Genomic DNA, 15,677 nt, shown 5'->3' with positions numbered 1-15,677 from the left:
TAGGCTTTCTACTGGTCCCATGCAAGAAGCGAGGAACTGCTATGACATCAGCTAACAACACATCAAAGCTCGGCGTGGGGCAGTGCACAACATCAGCCTGCCAGACCGAGCACGTACATGACCATAGTCATGATCACGACCATGCGGCGGGCGATCACAGCAACGAGCATAGCCATGATCACGATCACAGCCATGCAGAACAAGCGTCGCACTCCCACGAGGGGGCGTGCTGCTCGGCACCCGCATTTGGCCCATCGGTGACCTTGGCGGCCAGTACCTCCACTCGTCTGGTCGTGCATATTGCTGATATGGACTGCCCGGCGGAAGAGAACATGATTCGCTCCGGCCTGAAAAAGCTGGATCAGGTGCAGAACCTGGGTTTTGACCTGATGCAGCGTGTGTTGACCGTAGACCACGTGGATGGTGCCCGTGACAAGGTGCTGGGCGCGTTGCGCGGCCTGGGCTTTGAACCCCGCATGGCCGATGAAGAGCCTGTGAAGCAGGTATCGCCCAAGCAAGGTCTGATTCGCATTGCCGGCGCCGTGGTGCTGGCTTTGGCCGCCGAGATCAGCCACTGGCTGGCGGCCCCCGAGTGGCTGGTGATTGTTCTGGCTCTGGCCGCGATTCTGTCCGGCGGCGTGCAGGTCTACAAGAAGGGCTGGATTGCGCTGCGTAATGGTCAGCTCAATATTAATGCCTTGATGAGTATTGCCGTTACCGGCGCGGTACTACTGGCCCAATGGCCTGAAGCCGCCATGGTGATGTCCTTGTTCAGCCTGGCTGAGTGGATTGAGGCTCGTTCCCTGGACCGCGCCCGTAATGCGGTGGACAGCCTGCTCAAGCTGGTTCCGGATGAAGTGCTGGTCAGTGCCGATGGCAAGGATTGGCAGCGTGTACCGGCCAATCAGGTGCAGGCAGGCTGGCAAGTGCGTGTGGCCCCTGGGGAGCGTTTTGGTCTGGATGGCAAAGTTCTGCAAGGGCTAAGCACGGTTAACCAGGCTCCTATCACGGGTGAAAGTGCCCCCGTGGACAAAGCGCCCGGTGACGAGGTTTTTGCAGGCACCATCAATGGCATGGGCGAACTGGTGTATCAGGTCCAGGCCGCGCATGATGAAACCTTGCTGGCCCGTATCACACGTTCGGTTCAGGAGGCCCAGGCCAACAAGGCTCCGATTCAGCGCTTTGTCGACCAGTTCTCTCGCATCTACACCCCGCTGGTTGTGGTGGCGGCAGCCTTGATGGCTGTGGCCTTGCCCTTGATCTGGGGTGTGAGCTGGTCGGAGTCCGTATACCGCGCTCTGGTTCTGCTGGTCATTGCGTGCCCTTGCGCCCTGGTGATCTCCACGCCTGTGGCCGTAGTCAGTGCCCTGGCCAGTGCCGCGCGTGCCGGTATTTTGATTAAAGGTGGCGTGTATCTGGAGCGGGCTCGTCAGCTACGGTACTTGGCCGTGGACAAGACCGGCACCCTGACCTTGGGCGAGCCTTCCTTGAGCGAATATGGCAGCCTGCGTCCAAGCCTGTCAGATAGCGAAGTGCTGGACATGGCCGTTGCTCTGGCCGAGCGTTCGGATCATCCTGCCTCGCAAGCGATTGCCCGTGGCCGTGTGGCATCGGGTCTGGTGCGCCTGGATCAATTCGAAGCTTTGGCGGGTAATGGTGTGCAAGCACAAGGCACGACTGGCCAATTGCGTCTGGGCAAGCGTAGCTGGGTGCTGGGGCAGAACAAGGCCGAGTCCAGCCAGGCCGAGCAGCAAGCGGTAGAGAGCGGTGCCACCATGGTGTATCTGGGTGACGAGCACGGTCTGCTGGCCTGGTTCGCCATGATGGATACGCTGCGTCCCACCACCAGCCAGGCGATTCGCGATCTGCAAGCGCAGGGCGTTCAGGTGGAAGTGCTTTCGGGCGACCACGAGCAAGCCGTGCGTCATGTCGCCCAGCAAGCCGGAATCAAGGATTTCCGAGGTGGTTTGCTGCCACAGGACAAGCTGGACCGTATCGAGGAAAAACTGGGTAACGGTTTGGTGGCGATGGTGGGTGATGGCATCAATGATGCACCCGCCCTGGCTCGTGCCGATGTGGGTATCGCGATGGGAGCTTTGGGTTCGGACATTGCGATCGAGACCGCTGACGTGGCCTTGATGGACGATGATCTGGGCAAGATTGCCTTGCTGATGCGTCAGTCCCGAGCCTTGCATGCCGTGTTGTGGCAGAACATCAGCCTGGCTTTGGGTATCAAGGCCGTGTTCCTGGTGATGGCCCTGACCGGCCAGGCCACCATGTGGATGGCCGTGTTTGCCGACGTGGGTGCCAGCTTGCTGGTGGTGCTGAACAGCTTGCGTTTGCTGCGCGCCCGCAACCCTTGAATTCCGTGTTCGTTGTCACTGAGCCCCACCTCTTTGAGGTGGGGCTTTTTTTATCGCTGGGCCGTCCCAAGGCTCGGCGCCCCCGGTAAAAAGCGCCCCCTCGGGGATGAGCCTGGACACACAGTAGTCCATTGCGGCCTGCTGTGTGCCAGGCGAATCCGAGCGGCATGCAGGCCGCGAGGTGGAGCGCAAGCCGCAGGCGCAGCGTGGGGGCCTTTTTATGCCGCATCAAATAAGCCCATCACTAACGTGAAGTTTTTTTGACACGCAGTAGTATCATTAAGGCTTCATTTGGGTTGAGGCCCTGCTTGTTTCTCATCTGTGTCGAGCAGGCTGGGCATGACAAGGACGCGCGATGATTGCACTGCTGGAAGCGGGTCGAGCCGGACTCCTGGGGCGAAAACACTGGCTGAATAACCTGTTGGCTGGTTTGGTGGTGGGGGTGGTGGCCTTGCCGTTGGCCATGGCCTTCGCCATTGCCTCCGGGGTCAAGCCCGAGCAGGGTTTGTATACCGCCATTATTGCCGGTTTGGCGGTGTCTTTATTTGGCGGCAGCCGGGTGCAGATTGCCGGGCCGACGGGGGCCTTCATTGTCATCCTGTCCGGGGTGGTGGCCCAACATGGGGTGGCGGGCCTGCAAATTGCCACGCTGATGGCCGGGGTGATCTTGCTGCTGCTGGGCCTGCTGCGCCTGGGAGCCGTGATCCGCTTTATTCCCGATCCGGTCATCGTGGGTTTTACCGCCGGTATCGGGGTGATCATCTGGGTGGGTCAATGGCGGGACTTTTTTGGCCTTTCCGTCGTCGAGGGCCAGCACTTTCACGAGAAACTCTGGTTCTTGCTGCAGAACCTGCCGTCCCTGGATTGGGCAACCACACTGCTGGGGCTTTTGTCTCTGGCGATTCTGATTGTCGTGCCCAAGATCCCAAGTCTGGCGCGTTTGCCCGGACCGCTGGTGGCCCTGGTGGTCATTACGCTTATCCAGGCGATTTTCCGTTTTGAGTCGGTGGCCACTATCGGCTCCAGCTTCGGTGCCTTGCCCAGTGGTTTGCCGTCGTTTCAATGGCCGGAAATTACGCTGACTCGCGTGGTGGAGCTGATCGGGCCTGCGTTTGCAATTGCCATGTTGGGTGCGATTGAGTCCTTGCTGTCCGCTGTCGTGGCCGACTCCATGACAGGGACCCGTCACGACTCCAATCAGGAATTGGTGGGCCAAGGGATTGCCAACGTGCTCTCGCCCTTGTTTGGCGGGATTGCGGCTACCGGGGCCATTGCCCGTACCGCTACCAATATCCGTAATGGCGGTGACAGCCCCATTGCCGGCGTGGTGCATGTCATTTTCCTGGTACTGGTTCTGCTGTTACTGGCCCCGCTGGCGGCTTATATCCCGCTGACGGTGTTGGCGGCCATTCTGTTCATGGTGGCCTGGAATATGAGTCAGGCCAAGCTGGTCCTTCGCCTGCAGCGCCGTATGCCTACCGCTGACTTGTTCATTCTGTGGGTGACGTTCGCCCTGACGGTATTTGCGGATCTGGTGGTAGCCGTCAATATTGGGGTGATTCTGGCCATGCTGTATGTGCTCAAACGCACCTCGGATGGGGTGCAAGTGCGGGCCTTGGAAGGCCGCCGTTTACAGCGGGCACTGGATTTGTCCTTCAGCCAGGAATTGCGGCAGGATATTTCGGTGCTGACTCTGGAAGGACCGTACTTCTTTGCCAGTGTGGAAGCGGTGAATCGTTCCTTGCTGACGGTGCCGGAGCAGGTTCGGGCCGTGGTCTTGCGCTTGAATTACGTGCCTTTTGTGGATGCGACGGCCATGCAGGCTTTGGAGACTGCCTTGGCGGAGCTGGAACAGCGCAATGTCATGGTGGCGCTGTGCGAGGCGAACGAGAAAGTGGGTCGCAAGCTGATTCGCATGGGTCTGTTCAAGCAGATTCACGCGCATCGCGTTTTTGATAGCTTGCAGAATGCGTGGGAAAGCGTCAGCGAGACCCTGGACCATCAGGCCGTCAAGCAAAAAGAAACGGCCACGCCTGAAACGGGAATGGCAACGTAAGCCTTGATGCCTTGCTTGTCTGCCCTGAAAGAACTTGATAGTGAACAATCCCCTCGTGAAAAGCGGGGGGATTGTTGTTTGGTGCCGGGCTTGGCAAGGGTGAGCCCGGCTTTTGAGCTTAGTTTTTTATTTCATTAAGCACCGTACGAAAGCCCACATGCTGGGTAGACATGGTGGTTTCCTGGGGTTGCCGTGAAGCTGGGCGATAGCGTACGCAGAAGTTCGCCGCACACAGAAACGAGCCGCCCTTGATGACGCCTGTTGCCGGATTTCCGTTGGCATCCGTTGCTGCCACGAGAAGGGGTTTGGGCGCCAGGGGGCGATGCTGGGGCTGCCATGCACTGCGTGTCCATTCCCAGACATTGCCGACCGAATCCCACAGGCCATAGTTATTGGCCGGGAAGCAGCCTACGGGGGCGGTGCCTTCGTAGCCATCGCGCAGCAGGTTCTGGGCGGGGAAACTACCTTGCCAGGTGTTGGCCATCAAGCGGCCGCGCACTTCAGGCGTATTGCCCCAAGGGTAGGTAGCGCCTTCCAGTCCGCCGCGCGCTGCAAACTCCCATTGCTCTTCGGTGGGCAGATCGCGTCCCAACCAGCGGGCGTAGGCCAGCGCATCCTCGTAGGCGATATGGACGACGGGATGATTGTCACGGCCGTTCAGATTGGTATCGGGACCACCGGGATGCCGCCAGTTGGCACCCGGCACCCATACCCACCAGTTGTAATTGCCGGAAGGGGCGTGCTGATTGTGTCCTTCGTGGTGATCATGATCATGCGTTGCTGCTGGTGGTGTGAAGACGGCAGATCCGGGCTGACGATACTGCTCAGGAACCTGAACATGCGGCGGAAATTCCGGCACCCGTTCCGCCTGGGTGACATAGCCTGTGGCCGCCACAAATTGTGCGAATTGGGCATTGGTGACTTCGTGCTGGTCTATCTGAAAAGCCTGGACCTCCACGGGATGTACCGGCTTTTCTTCCGGATAGCCTTCGTCGGACCCCATCAGAAAACGCCCGCTGGGGATGGGGACCAAACCAGCCTGGTTGGCTATTCCGTTCTGGGCTGGGCCAAAGCCTGCCGGTATGCCGCTATATGCCTGGCAATCGTGCGCCGGAACCGGGGGAGGGATTGAGGTGGAGCCTTCTGCCGCGGCGGGCAGCGGGGCTGCTGCCAGCAGCCCGCATACCGTCAGCAGTGCCTTGGCTCGGGAGAGCTTAAAGGACTTCATCCAGATCCTTGTAGTAGTTCAGGCTGTTGCTGTAGCCAGGGCGCGAAGCCAGACCTTCAAAATCCTCCACCCCGTTGCGCTTGGCATATTGCTCGTACTCGGCAATCAGCTCTTTCAGCTTTTCAGGATGTTTTTCGGACAGGTCATTCAGCTCGGAGCGGTCTTCGACCACATTGAACAGTTCCCAGCGGTCTTTGCCCCACGGTGCATTGGCGTACACGATTTTCCAGTCACCCACGCGCATGGCGCGGCGGCCATTCAGCTCCCAGCCTTGGCGGAAGGTTTCATGGACCTGATCGCTGCGACCGGTCAGCACATCGACCATGGAGTTGCCTTGCATGGGGATGACCTGGCGGCCACGGTATTCGCCCTTGGGTTGGTCGATCTGGGCCAAGGCCAGAATGGTGGGGGCGATGTCGGTTACATGGGCCGGAGCGCGCACAAATTCGCCCTGACGCTTGCCACCGGGTACGCGCATGATGCTGGGCACCGAGATACCGCCTTCATACATGAAGGCTTTGTACAGATTGAAGGGCGTGGAGCCAACTTGCGCCCAGCCTGGACCGTATTCCACAAAGGAGCCGGGACGGCCCGTGTTTTCATAGCTGTTATCGCGATGCTTGTGGGCCCAGGCGCGGGTTTCACCTTCATCGAGCACGGTATTGCCGTCGGCACCGTTATCGGACATGAAGATGACGACGGTGTTGTCGTACTGGCCGGTTTGTTTCAGGTGCTCGATGACACGGCCAATCTGTGCATCCATGGCTTCCACCATCGCGGCGTAGACCGCCATACGTTTGCTTTCAACACGTTGCTGTTCAGGACTCAGCTCTTTCCAGCGTGGCCAGGCCGGATTGCCCACATAGCCTTGCATGTCCTGGGGCACCAGACCCAGCTTTTTCATGCGCTCCAGACGCTGTTCACGCAGCACGTCATAGCCTACGTCGTAGCGGCCTTCATATTTGCGTATGTATTCGTCGGGGGCGTGCAAAGGCCAATGCGGCGCGGTAAAGGCCAGGTAGGCGAAGAAAGGCTGATCCTTGCGCTTGTCGGCGTCTATATAAGACATCAGGCGCGAGGCAAAGAACTCGCTGGAGTAGAAGTCCTTGGGAAGCTGTACTTCCTTGCCGTTTTCACGGTACAGGGCGACCGGGGCTTTATTGGCATCAAAGGTGATGATGCCGCTTTGGTCAAAGTGGCTGGCGCCACCGTGCATCAAGGCGTAAGACTGGTCGAAGCCCCGATTGGGCGGGGCGACTTCCTCTTTCACACCCAAATGCCACTTGCCCGCCATATAGGTACGGTAGCCATTGTCTTGCAGGACCAGTGGAAAGGGCAGGGCCCGGTCACTTAAAAAGCCTTCGTAGCCGGGCAGGGCGCGCTGCTGGGGCGTCATCAGCTCGGCCATGCCACCAAAGCCGACCTGGTGGTTATCTGCGCCGGACATCAGCATGGCGCGGGTTGGAGAGCAGAAGGGGGAGGCGTAAAAGTCAGTCAGGGCTACGCCGTCTTTGACCAGGGCATCCAGGTTGGGGGTGGAAATTTCCCCGCCAAATGCGCCAATGTCTGAATACCCCAGATCATCGGCCACGATCAGCAAAATATTGGGGCGTTTTGTCTCTGTGGCTGCGTGACTGTTTAGCGTGCAGGCGGCCAAAGCCAGGCCCAGCAAGCTGCGCAGCAAATAAGTATTTTTCATTTTCCTGTGTCTCAATCTAGTTATGTTTATAGGTAGAACGGATGTGTAGACAGAGCCAGCAACAAAGGCCTCACACTTTTGATCTGAGCCGCCGCTGCCAGTCTTTTAGAGGCTGGCGTGTCTCCCCCAATTCGATTGGACACGAAGCGGCGTGGGGATTTCCAAGACTAAAAAGGTTTGCTTGTATACCTGGAAGGTATGGTGGCTAATATAAGTATTGGAAATCAAGGAACTAGGTTTGTACGTGGCATGGGCTGTGGTTTTCCCTGATGGGACCACAAAATGTTCTGAATTGGGTCTGTTTGATTGCCGTCGTCGGGCTTCGGGAACGCGTCCGGCGCTCAGCCATGAAAAAAGCCCCAGCAAGTGGGGCTTTGGTGAGCAATCTGGAAATTAACGGGCCAGCTTGAACTCGTCGTCGCCCATGAAGGCGTAACGCAAGGCGTCGATCAGGGCCAGGAAGTAGGCCAGGGGCGACCAGATGGCAAACAGCACCAGGAATAACAAGCCCATGCCGATCTGGCCCAGGTAAAAGCGGTGCACGCCCAGCCAGCCCAGGAATATCGCCAGCACAATCGCGATCTTGCGGTGGCTGTTGGGCTTGGACATTTCGTCTTTCTTGTTCTTGGAAATCCAGATCACCAGCGGGACGGTAATGATCAAGGCGATCAGTGCCTTGCCCCAATGCACGGTCAGGTAGCGCTGAACTTGCTGCATCAACTCGATGAAGTCATGGAACAGGAATCCCAGGTACGAGGAAATGTAGTGGAAAATGGCCTCGCCAAAGGTCAGGCCCAACATCACGATCAGGAAGATGGCAATGCCCAGAATGATTTTTTGCAGCATGGTGTTTCCGTCAAAAAAACAGCAAGTTCAATAAGTGCGTGCCTGACGCACGGCTTGTTCCCAACTGAGCATCAGGTTTTGGGCTTCATCGCGCGACATGATGGGCTCGAAAACCCGGTCGCATTGCCATAGCGCCGCAATCTCAGGCAGACCTGAATACAGACCGCTGCCCAAGCCCGCCAGATAGGCGGCGCCCAGCGCGGTCGTCTCAATAGTAACGGGACGCACGACAGGCAGGCCCAACAAGTCTGCTTGAAATTGCATCAGAAGATTATTGGCACAGGCCCCACCGTCCACACGCAGCTCGTGCAAAGCCGGGCCGCCGTTGGCCTGTACATCCCGATTCATGGCTTGCAGCACGGCGGCGCTTTGGTAGGCAATGCTGTCCAGAGCAGCGCGGGCGATGTGGGCCATGGTGGAGGCGCGTGTCAGGCCGGTAATGGTGCCGCGGACTTGGGCATCCCAATAGGGGGCGCCCAGGCCGGTGAAGGCAGGGACCAGTCGTACGCCTTGTGCATCCGGCACGCTGCGAGCCAGCTCTTCGACTTGCGCGCTATGCTCCAGTGCGCCCAGACCATCGCGCAGCCATTGGACCACCGCCCCCCCAATAAATACGCTGCCTTCCAGCGCATAGGCGGGAGCATCGCCGTGATGGGCGGCGCTGGTTGCGATCAGGCCGTTATGGGATTGGGGGACTTGAGAGCCACAGTGCATCAACAGGAAGCAGCCTGTGCCATAGGTATTCTTGGCCATGCCGGGTGTTGTGCAAGCCTGGCCGAACAGGGCGCTTTGTTGGTCGCCCGCCACACCACAAATGGGAATGGGGCTACCCAGAATTTCGGGGCTGCAATGGCCAAACTCGGAGGCGGAGCTCTGTACCTGGGGCAAGACGCTGGCCGGGATGTTGAACAGGGCCAGCAATTCATCGTCCCATTGCTGGCTATGAATGTTGTAGAGCAGAGTGCGTGAGGCATTGCTGACATCGGTGGCATGGACTTTGCCGCCGCTTAAATGCCAGATCAGCCAGCTGTCAATGGTGCCGAAAGCCAGTTCACCACGCGCTGCACGTTCACGGGCGCCGGGTACGGAGTCCAGCAGCCAACGCAGCTTGGAGGCCGAAAAATAGGCATCAATAGGCAGGCCGGTCTTGCCGGTAATGGTGGCTTCGTGCCCTTGTTCGCGCAACTGGGCGCAGAAGTCCTCGGCGCGTCTGTCTTGCCAGACGATAGCCTTGTGCAGGGCCTGCCCGGTTTGCCGATCCCATAGCACTGTGGTTTCACGCTGATTGGTAATGCCAATGGCGTGTATGTCCTGAGGGCGCAGCCCTGCCTGCTCAATCGCTTGCCGGGCGGTTCGGAACTGGGTGTCCAGGATTTCCTGGGGATCATGCTCCACCCAGTCTGTACGCGGGTAGTATTGCTGAGTTTCCTGCTGCGCCTTGGCCAGAATGCGGCCGTCTGCCGCTACCACAAGGCTGCGCGAGCTGGAGGTTCCCTGATCAAGAGCAAGTATGAATGTCATGCGAATGAGGCAGTAAAAGCGGAGCAGACCACAGTGTACTGGCTCTGTGTGATCTGTGTCCGGTCGCAGAAGGGGACTTGATACGCGAGCAAACAAGTTTCACTGGACGGTAAAAGTTCAGGGGCTAAAATCAGGGTAAATCCCGAGCCAGTCAGTGTTTTTTTTCGGGTGTCTGCTAATTTCAGGTCCAAAGCTCATCTTATGACTACATTAAGTTCCCCCTTATTGACCGACAGAGCCCAGATGCTGGGCGCCTTGGCGCGCACCACGCAGGTTGATATGGTCGTGGTGGGTGGTGGCGCTACCGGCTTGGGCGTGGCTCTGGACGCGGCCTTGCGGGGCTTGAGTGTGGTTGTGCTGGAAGCCTGGGACTTTGCCAAAGGCACGTCCTCGCGGGCGACCAAGCTGGTACACGGCGGGGTGCGATACCTGGCCCAGGGCAATGTCAGTCTGGTGCGTGAAGCCTTGCGCGAGCGTATGCATTTGCTCAGCAATGCGCCCCATCTGGCGCAGCGCCTGCCTTTTGTCATGCCCAGCTACAAGTGCTGGGAGACTCCGTTTTACGGGGTGGGCCTGATGGCCTATGACGGTTTGGCGGGGCGCGAGGGGTTGGGTCATACCCAATTTTTGAGTGCTTCCAAGATCCGGCAGCTTCTGCCCGGTGCGCGGCAAAGTGGCCTGAAAGGTGGCGTGAAATATTGGGACGGCCAGTTTGATGATGCCCGTCTGGCCTTGGCCCTGGCCCGTACGGCGGCACTGAATGGGGCCTTGCTCATCAATTACTGTCCGGTTGTGGATGTGATGCACAGCGAGGGCAAGGTCTGCGGGGTGCGCTGCCAGGACAAGGAAAGCGGTCAGACCTATGAGATCCAGAGCAAATGCGTGGTCAATGCCACGGGCGTGTGGGTGGATCAGGTGCGACAACTGGATGCGCAGGAAGCCGGGCGTGAACTGCGCCCTATGGTTTCGCCCAGCCAGGGTGTGCACTTGGTGGTTGATCAGGAATTCTTGCCCGGTGAACACGCCTTGCTTGTGCCACGGACCAAGGATGGCCGGGTCTTGTTTGCCGTGCCTTGGTTGGGCAAGCTGATTTTGGGCACGACGGATACTCCCCGAGACGATATTCCGCTGGAGCCGCGCCCCTTGGCCCAGGAAGTGGATTTCATTCTGAAAGAGTCCGCGAATTATCTGCAAAAAGCGCCCACGGTGCGGGATGTGCGCAGTATCTGGGTGGGGCTGCGACCGTTGGTGCGCCCTGCAGCCGAGTCGGCCGCGGGGCAGACGCAATCCATCAGCCGGGAACATAGCATTACGGTTAGTGCGAATGGTTTGCTGACAGTCACTGGCGGCAAATGGACGACGTATCGTGCCATGGCCGAAGATGTGCTGGAACGCTGCCAGCAGTCCGGCTTGCTGGGGCCTTTGCCAGCCTGTCGGACTCAGGAGCAACGTTTGGTCGGTGCTTCTTATGTAGGCGATCGGCGTTCTCTGGGGCGTACAGCCGGTCTGGATGCGTATGGCAGCGAGGCCGACTGGGTGCAGACCTTGCCGGGAGCGGATCAGGAATTGGCGCCGGGCTTGAGTGTGGCCATGGTGCGCTTTGCTTGCCGCTTTGAATACGCCCGTACCGTTGAAGACATGCTGGCCCGTCGTTCGCGCCTTTTGTTCCTTGATGCGCGTCTGGCGCAGTCACTTGCCCCAGCGGTGGCGGCAATTATGGAAGAAGAGACCGGGCGCTCGCCCGAGCTGGGGGCCTTTCTGGAACTGGCCGAGCAATACGCCACCGTGCCTACGCGTTAAACGTATGGCAATAAGAAAGGGCCCGTTCATTACGGGCCCTTTTGCTTTCTGCGCTCAATGAAATTGGGTCTGGTGAAAGATCAGGCCCGCTTCCATTCAATACCTGCGCTGGCTTGCTGATGAGTCAATCAAAGAAAGTGCGAGCTGTTTCAAAGCGCTTGGCGAAATAGGGATTGTCCAGTGAATCAATCCGCACGCGTCCACCACTGGAGGGAGCGTTGATGAATTGTTGCTTGCCTATATAGATGCCTACATGCGAGTTCGGGGTACCCAGTGTATTGAAAAACACCAGATCACCCGGGCGCAGCTGTGAACGGCTGACACGCCGGGCCGCGCTGGCCTGGTCGCCGGTGCGGCGTGGAATGGGGGAGCTGGACTCCTGGCTGAATACATAGTGCACCAGGCCGCTGCAATCAAAGCCGGTAGACGGTTCGCGTCCGCCGTAGCGATAAGGCGTATCCAGCAAGGTCAGGGCAGACAGGACGACGGCTGAGCGGCGCTGCTCATCCACACCAATGGGTTTGCCGGCGGGTAGGCGGGACGAGGGCGTGTGCGCACAAGCTGCCAGGATCAGTGTCAGGCACAAGGCGAACAGACGTTGCGTAAAAGCAGCAGGAACCATGGGCTGTTACAAAACGGATGTGGTGGCGGCGGGGAAAGCTGTCCCCAGAAGATTATCCGATATTTCAACGCTTTTTAGGCTGCACGCGAGATGGATCGTCGAAATATGCATTAATTAATGGCTAATGTATGCAACAAAACATAAATTTGATACAGGCGCTTTGATCTTTGTCATGTTACATCTCGTTTATAACTACAACATTAAGTGAGCATCTGATAATATTCTGCTGTGTCTTGATACGTTTATTGCATATATTTATTGTTTTCCATGTTTTTAGGGCATTAAAAGAGAGTGCGTGTCGGAAACATCGAGAATGTAAAATTTATATTCACGCAATAGATTGCAAGGCATGATACATATTTATGTAACTTTATATGTTTTAAATGTGTTTTGTTACAAGAAACTGGCTGATTAACAGATTTACAAGGATGGCTGACATGCCCGTATCGGAAAATTCGCTGCTGAATGATATTCAGGAAGTCAATTTGTCGTACTTGTTACTCGCGCAGCGCCTGCTGCGGGAGAATTTTTCGGCAGGTATGTTCCGTTTGGGCTTCGATACTGATGTGGCAGAGACCTTGTTGCGTCTGTCGCCGGCCCAATTGGTCAAGCTGGCCAGCTCCAGCTCGTTGATTTGCGGCTTTCGCTTCAATGATTACGACCTGCTCACCACCTTGACGCAGGATGTGCTGGGAGGGGTATTGCAGCAGGCTCACTCCACTATTCTTCTGTCACAGCGCGCGACGGCAGAACAAGCCGGTTAAACCGGCTGCGAACTTATTACATCAAGAACTATGGCTATAAAAAGCGTCGCCAAAGAAGCCCAGGAAATTGGGCTTGCTTCCGACATGATTGAGCTGGGGGCGCGTTTGCAGGTCCTGCAAGCAGAAACATCATTAAGCTACGACCGGCTGGCCCGTTTGTACCGTGAAGTCAAGGGCTGCTCGCCACCCAAAGGGATGCTGCCTTTTTCTGTCGACTGGTTCATGACCTGGCTGCCCAATATTCATTCCAGCCTGTTCTATAGCATTTACCAGTTCATGGCCGTACATACGCCGTGCGACAAAAGTCGTGCACTGGTCGAGGCCTATCGCCTTTACCTGGAGCAATCGTCGGCCGGGCGTCTGGAAGTGGGGCCGGACGAAGAGCCCGTGCTGAGTTTTACCCGTGCCTGGATGCTGCTGCGCTTTTTTGATAGCGGTTTGTTGCAACTGTCCCAGTGCGAGCGCTGCAAGGGGGGCTTCGTGGCCCATGCGCACGATCCTGAATCAGGCTTTATTTGTGCCATTTGCCGTCCGCCACCACGGGCCGGCAAGACCCGTGCCAGCAAGGCGCGCAGTACACCTAAATCTCCGGGCGGCAAAAGTCGAAAATCAGAGCCGGTCAAGGAGCCGCAAGCCAGGGTCACGGGGCACGTCAACGCACAGGTAGACGTGCCCATCTAACAATAGCTTTTGTCGTCAGTGTGCAGCAAAGCCGGATAGATGCTGGTTTTTGATGTGGATCTGATAAGAATCTGAATGTGTCAAGGCAACTGGAAGCGTTGATCTAGGCTGGAAAAAGGCCATTAACGCGTCGTTTTAGCCCGGTTGCTTGCCGCCATCATTAGCAGCGTGTATTTGAAGAAGGCGTATCCGTGCTTATTATCCTTGGATATATCATTGTTTTCGTCTCCGTTTTCGGGAGCTTTGTGGGGCTGGGCGGGCACTTGGGTGCGCTATACCAGCCTTTTGAATTACTGCTGATTGGTGGCGCGGCCCTGGGAGCCTATTTTGCGTCCAACAGCGGCAAGTCCATCAAGCTGCTGGCCAAAGCGTTGCCGATTGCATTTCGCAGCAGCCCCTACAACAAGCAGTTGTACATGCAGTTGATGGGCATGTTGTCTGTGCTGCTGAACAAGGCTCGACGCGATGGCATGATGTCCATCGAAGCGGATATCGAAAACCCCGAACAAAGCCCCATCTTTGCTGATTACCCCAATGTGGTGAAAGATCCGGCTTTGATGAACTTTGTGTCCGACTACCTGCGTTTGATGATCAGCGGCAATATGAGCTCGTTTGAAATCGAAACGCTGATGGACCAGGACATTGAAACCCACCAGCACGAACGTAACGTGCCTGCACGTGCCTTGCGTGAAGTGTCTGACGCCTTGCCCGCTTTCGGGATTGTGGCGGCCGTGCTGGGTGTGGTGAAAGCGCTGGCCTCTGTAGACCAGCCGCCTGCCGTGCTGGCAGACCTGATTTCCAAGGCCATGGTTGGTACCTTCCTGGGTATCTTGCTGGCCTACGGCTTTGTCGCTCCCTTGGCTGCTACCATCGAGCGCCGTACCTCGGATTCGGTCAAGGTGCTGGAGTGCATCAAGGTCACTTTGCTGGCCAATCTGAACGGTTACCCGCCCCAGCTTGCCGTGGAATTTGGCCGTAAAGTGCTGTTTTCCTCCGATCGCCCTTCGTTCCAGGAGCTGGAAGAGCATGTGCGTCAGGCCCGCTCGGGTGCTGGTCGCAAAGCCTAAGCGGATGCGTTCATGAGCAATCATAAAGATCGCGTGGTCATCCGTCGCAAGAAGACGGCCCATGCCGAGCATCATGGTGGTAGCTGGAAAATTGCCTACGCCGACTTCATGACGGCGATGATGGCTTTTTTCCTGGTGATGTGGATTCTTTCCCTGGTTCCCAAGCAGGACTTGAAGGAAATTGCCGATTACTTCCGCATGCCCTTGATGGACGCCGTTTCGGGCGGCTATCAGGCCGACTATTCGCGCAGCGTCATTCCTGGTGGCCAGCCCAGCCTGGTGCCCAATCCCCATCCCGGCACGAACAGCAGTCAGGCGGCCGATGATCGCCAGGATGTGGAGCGTCTGGAAGATTTGAAATCGGCTCTGGAAGAACTGATCCGCATCGACCCCGTGCTGAAAGAGTTCCGTCCGCAACTACTGCTGGACATGACTCAGGACGGTTTGCGCATCCAGATTATCGACCGTCAAAGCCGCCCCATGTTCTCCACGGGCAGCGCACAGGTGCAGATTTATATGCGGGCTATTTTGCGCTCGCTAAGCGCTCCCTTGAACGAGATGCCTAACCGTATTCTGATTTCCGGTCATACCGACTCGCTGCAGTACGCCAGTGGCGAGCGTTTGTACAGTAACTGGGAGCTGTCGGCCGATCGTGCCAATGCGGCTCGACAGGAGCTGGTGGCTGGTGGTCTGGCCGAGGCCAAGGTCAAGCAGGTCGTGGGTTTGGCCGATAGTGTCAGCCTGGTTAAAGATAACCCCGCCGCAGCCGTAAATCGACGTATCAGCCTGCTCGTGCTCAATAGCCGGGCCGAACGACGCATGGACGAGCAAGCCGCAAGCGGTTCGGAAGAGTTTGATTTGCGCGAAGCCATGCAGGAGACCGAGGGGCCAATCAGTATTCATATTCCCGGTCTGCCTGAAATGCCTTCTGCCTTGCCAGTGGTGCCCTAGGGCTTGTTAACAGGCCCGACGGCCCAGGTGTTTGGGCTGTGCTTTTTGTTTTGTTGTTCTAAGCCATAACCAGGAAGGA

General features: G+C 57.5%; 12 protein-coding genes. 7 read left to right on the top strand and 5 right to left on the bottom strand.

The features are described 5' to 3' along the window. The first annotated feature begins 41 nt into the window (after positions 1-41). Together N879_RS05865 and N879_RS05860 are read left to right on the top strand one after the other, a co-directional pair. A complete protein-coding gene (locus tag N879_RS05865) occupies positions 42-2,363 on the top strand; it encodes a heavy metal translocating P-type ATPase (protein ID WP_235484244.1) in 2,322 nt (773 codons plus the stop codon). A gap of 355 nt (positions 2,364-2,718) precedes the next feature. Further along, the gene (locus tag N879_RS05860) at positions 2,719-4,419 is read left to right on the top strand and encodes a SulP family inorganic anion transporter (protein WP_009455396.1); all 1,701 of its coding nucleotides are present in this window, start codon (positions 2,719-2,721) and stop codon (positions 4,417-4,419) included. A 118-nt stretch (positions 4,420-4,537) separates the two neighbouring features. On the opposite strand, the gene N879_RS05855 is transcribed toward N879_RS05860, so the two are convergent. The 4 genes from N879_RS05855 to glpK all read right to left on the bottom strand — a co-directional run bounded on the left by N879_RS05855 (position 4,538) and on the right by glpK (position 9,713). Continuing rightward, on the bottom strand, positions 4,538-5,647 hold the full coding sequence (locus tag N879_RS05855) for a formylglycine-generating enzyme family protein (protein WP_009455394.1): 1,110 nt from the start codon (positions 5,645-5,647) through the stop codon (positions 4,538-4,540). Then, the gene (locus tag N879_RS05850) at positions 5,634-7,346 is read right to left on the bottom strand and encodes an arylsulfatase (RefSeq protein ID WP_021446837.1); all 1,713 of its coding nucleotides are present in this window, start codon (positions 7,344-7,346) and stop codon (positions 5,634-5,636) included. The genes N879_RS05855 and N879_RS05850 overlap by 14 nt, the downstream gene beginning before the upstream one ends. A 393-nt stretch (positions 7,347-7,739) precedes the next feature. Continuing rightward, a complete protein-coding gene (locus tag N879_RS05845) occupies positions 7,740-8,192 on the bottom strand; it encodes a TM2 domain-containing protein (RefSeq protein WP_021446836.1) in 453 nt (150 codons plus the stop codon). A gap of 27 nt (positions 8,193-8,219) precedes the next feature. Then, positions 8,220-9,713, bottom strand: coding sequence for a glycerol kinase GlpK (gene glpK, locus N879_RS05840; protein ID WP_021446835.1), 1,494 nt, complete (start codon positions 9,711-9,713; stop codon positions 8,220-8,222). Between the two features lie 201 nt (positions 9,714-9,914). On the opposite strand from glpK, the gene N879_RS05835 reads away from it, so the two are divergent. Then, positions 9,915-11,513 (top strand): glycerol-3-phosphate dehydrogenase/oxidase, encoded by a 1,599-nt coding sequence (locus N879_RS05835; protein ID WP_031232312.1) that lies wholly within the window; start codon positions 9,915-9,917, stop codon positions 11,511-11,513. 124 nt (positions 11,514-11,637) lie between these two features. On the opposite strand, the gene N879_RS05830 is transcribed toward N879_RS05835, so the two are convergent. After that, the gene (locus N879_RS05830; protein WP_009455189.1) at positions 11,638-12,135 is read right to left on the bottom strand and encodes a C40 family peptidase; all 498 of its coding nucleotides are present in this window, start codon (positions 12,133-12,135) and stop codon (positions 11,638-11,640) included. 437 nt (positions 12,136-12,572) lie between these two features. Between N879_RS05830 and flhD the strand changes: the two genes are divergently transcribed. From flhD to motB, 4 genes are all read left to right on the top strand, one after another. After that, positions 12,573-12,899, top strand: a complete 327-nt coding sequence (gene flhD, locus N879_RS05825; RefSeq protein WP_009455187.1) for a flagellar transcriptional regulator FlhD — start codon at positions 12,573-12,575, stop codon at positions 12,897-12,899. Positions 12,900-12,929: 30 nt separating this feature from the next. Then, on the top strand, positions 12,930-13,580 hold the full coding sequence (gene flhC / locus N879_RS05820; RefSeq protein ID WP_009455185.1) for a flagellar transcriptional regulator FlhC: 651 nt from the start codon (positions 12,930-12,932) through the stop codon (positions 13,578-13,580). A 191-nt stretch (positions 13,581-13,771) separates the two neighbouring features. Further along, on the top strand, positions 13,772-14,647 hold the full coding sequence (gene motA, locus N879_RS05815; protein WP_009455183.1) for a flagellar motor stator protein MotA: 876 nt from the start codon (positions 13,772-13,774) through the stop codon (positions 14,645-14,647). A gap of 12 nt (positions 14,648-14,659) precedes the next feature. Beyond that, entirely contained in the window at positions 14,660-15,598 is a 939-nt protein-coding gene (motB, locus tag N879_RS05810; protein WP_009455181.1) for a flagellar motor protein MotB, read from the top strand. The last annotated feature ends 79 nt before the right edge of the window (positions 15,599-15,677 follow it).

The organism is Alcaligenes sp. EGD-AK7 (assembly GCF_000465875.3).
Lineage (GTDB): Bacteria > Pseudomonadota > Gammaproteobacteria > Burkholderiales > Burkholderiaceae_B > Alcaligenes > Alcaligenes phenolicus.
This window is presented reverse-complemented; position numbering and strand designations above follow the sequence as displayed.

What these genes read in the sequence shown, in the direction of transcription:
- N879_RS05865 (WP_235484244.1), top strand. Translation starts at nt 42, where the DNA reads ATGACATCAGCTAACAACACATCAAAGCTCGGCGTGGGGCAGTGCACA.
- N879_RS05860 (WP_009455396.1), top strand. Translation starts at nt 2,719, where the DNA reads ATGATTGCACTGCTGGAAGCGGGTCGAGCCGGACTCCTGGGGCGAAAA.
- N879_RS05855 (WP_009455394.1), bottom strand. Translation starts at nt 5,647, where the DNA reads ATGAAGTCCTTTAAGCTCTCCCGAGCCAAGGCACTGCTGACGGTATGC.
- N879_RS05850 (WP_021446837.1), bottom strand. Translation starts at nt 7,346, where the DNA reads ATGAAAAATACTTATTTGCTGCGCAGCTTGCTGGGCCTGGCTTTGGCC.
- N879_RS05845 (WP_021446836.1), bottom strand. Translation starts at nt 8,192, where the DNA reads ATGCTGCAAAAAATCATTCTGGGCATTGCCATCTTCCTGATCGTGATG.
- glpK (WP_021446835.1), bottom strand. Translation starts at nt 9,713, where the DNA reads ATGACATTCATACTTGCTCTTGATCAGGGAACCTCCAGCTCGCGCAGC.
- N879_RS05835 (WP_031232312.1), top strand. Translation starts at nt 9,915, where the DNA reads ATGACTACATTAAGTTCCCCCTTATTGACCGACAGAGCCCAGATGCTG.
- N879_RS05830 (WP_009455189.1), bottom strand. Translation starts at nt 12,135, where the DNA reads ATGGTTCCTGCTGCTTTTACGCAACGTCTGTTCGCCTTGTGCCTGACA.
- flhD (WP_009455187.1), top strand. Translation starts at nt 12,573, where the DNA reads ATGCCCGTATCGGAAAATTCGCTGCTGAATGATATTCAGGAAGTCAAT.
- flhC (WP_009455185.1), top strand. Translation starts at nt 12,930, where the DNA reads ATGGCTATAAAAAGCGTCGCCAAAGAAGCCCAGGAAATTGGGCTTGCT.
- motB (WP_009455181.1), top strand. Translation starts at nt 14,660, where the DNA reads ATGAGCAATCATAAAGATCGCGTGGTCATCCGTCGCAAGAAGACGGCC.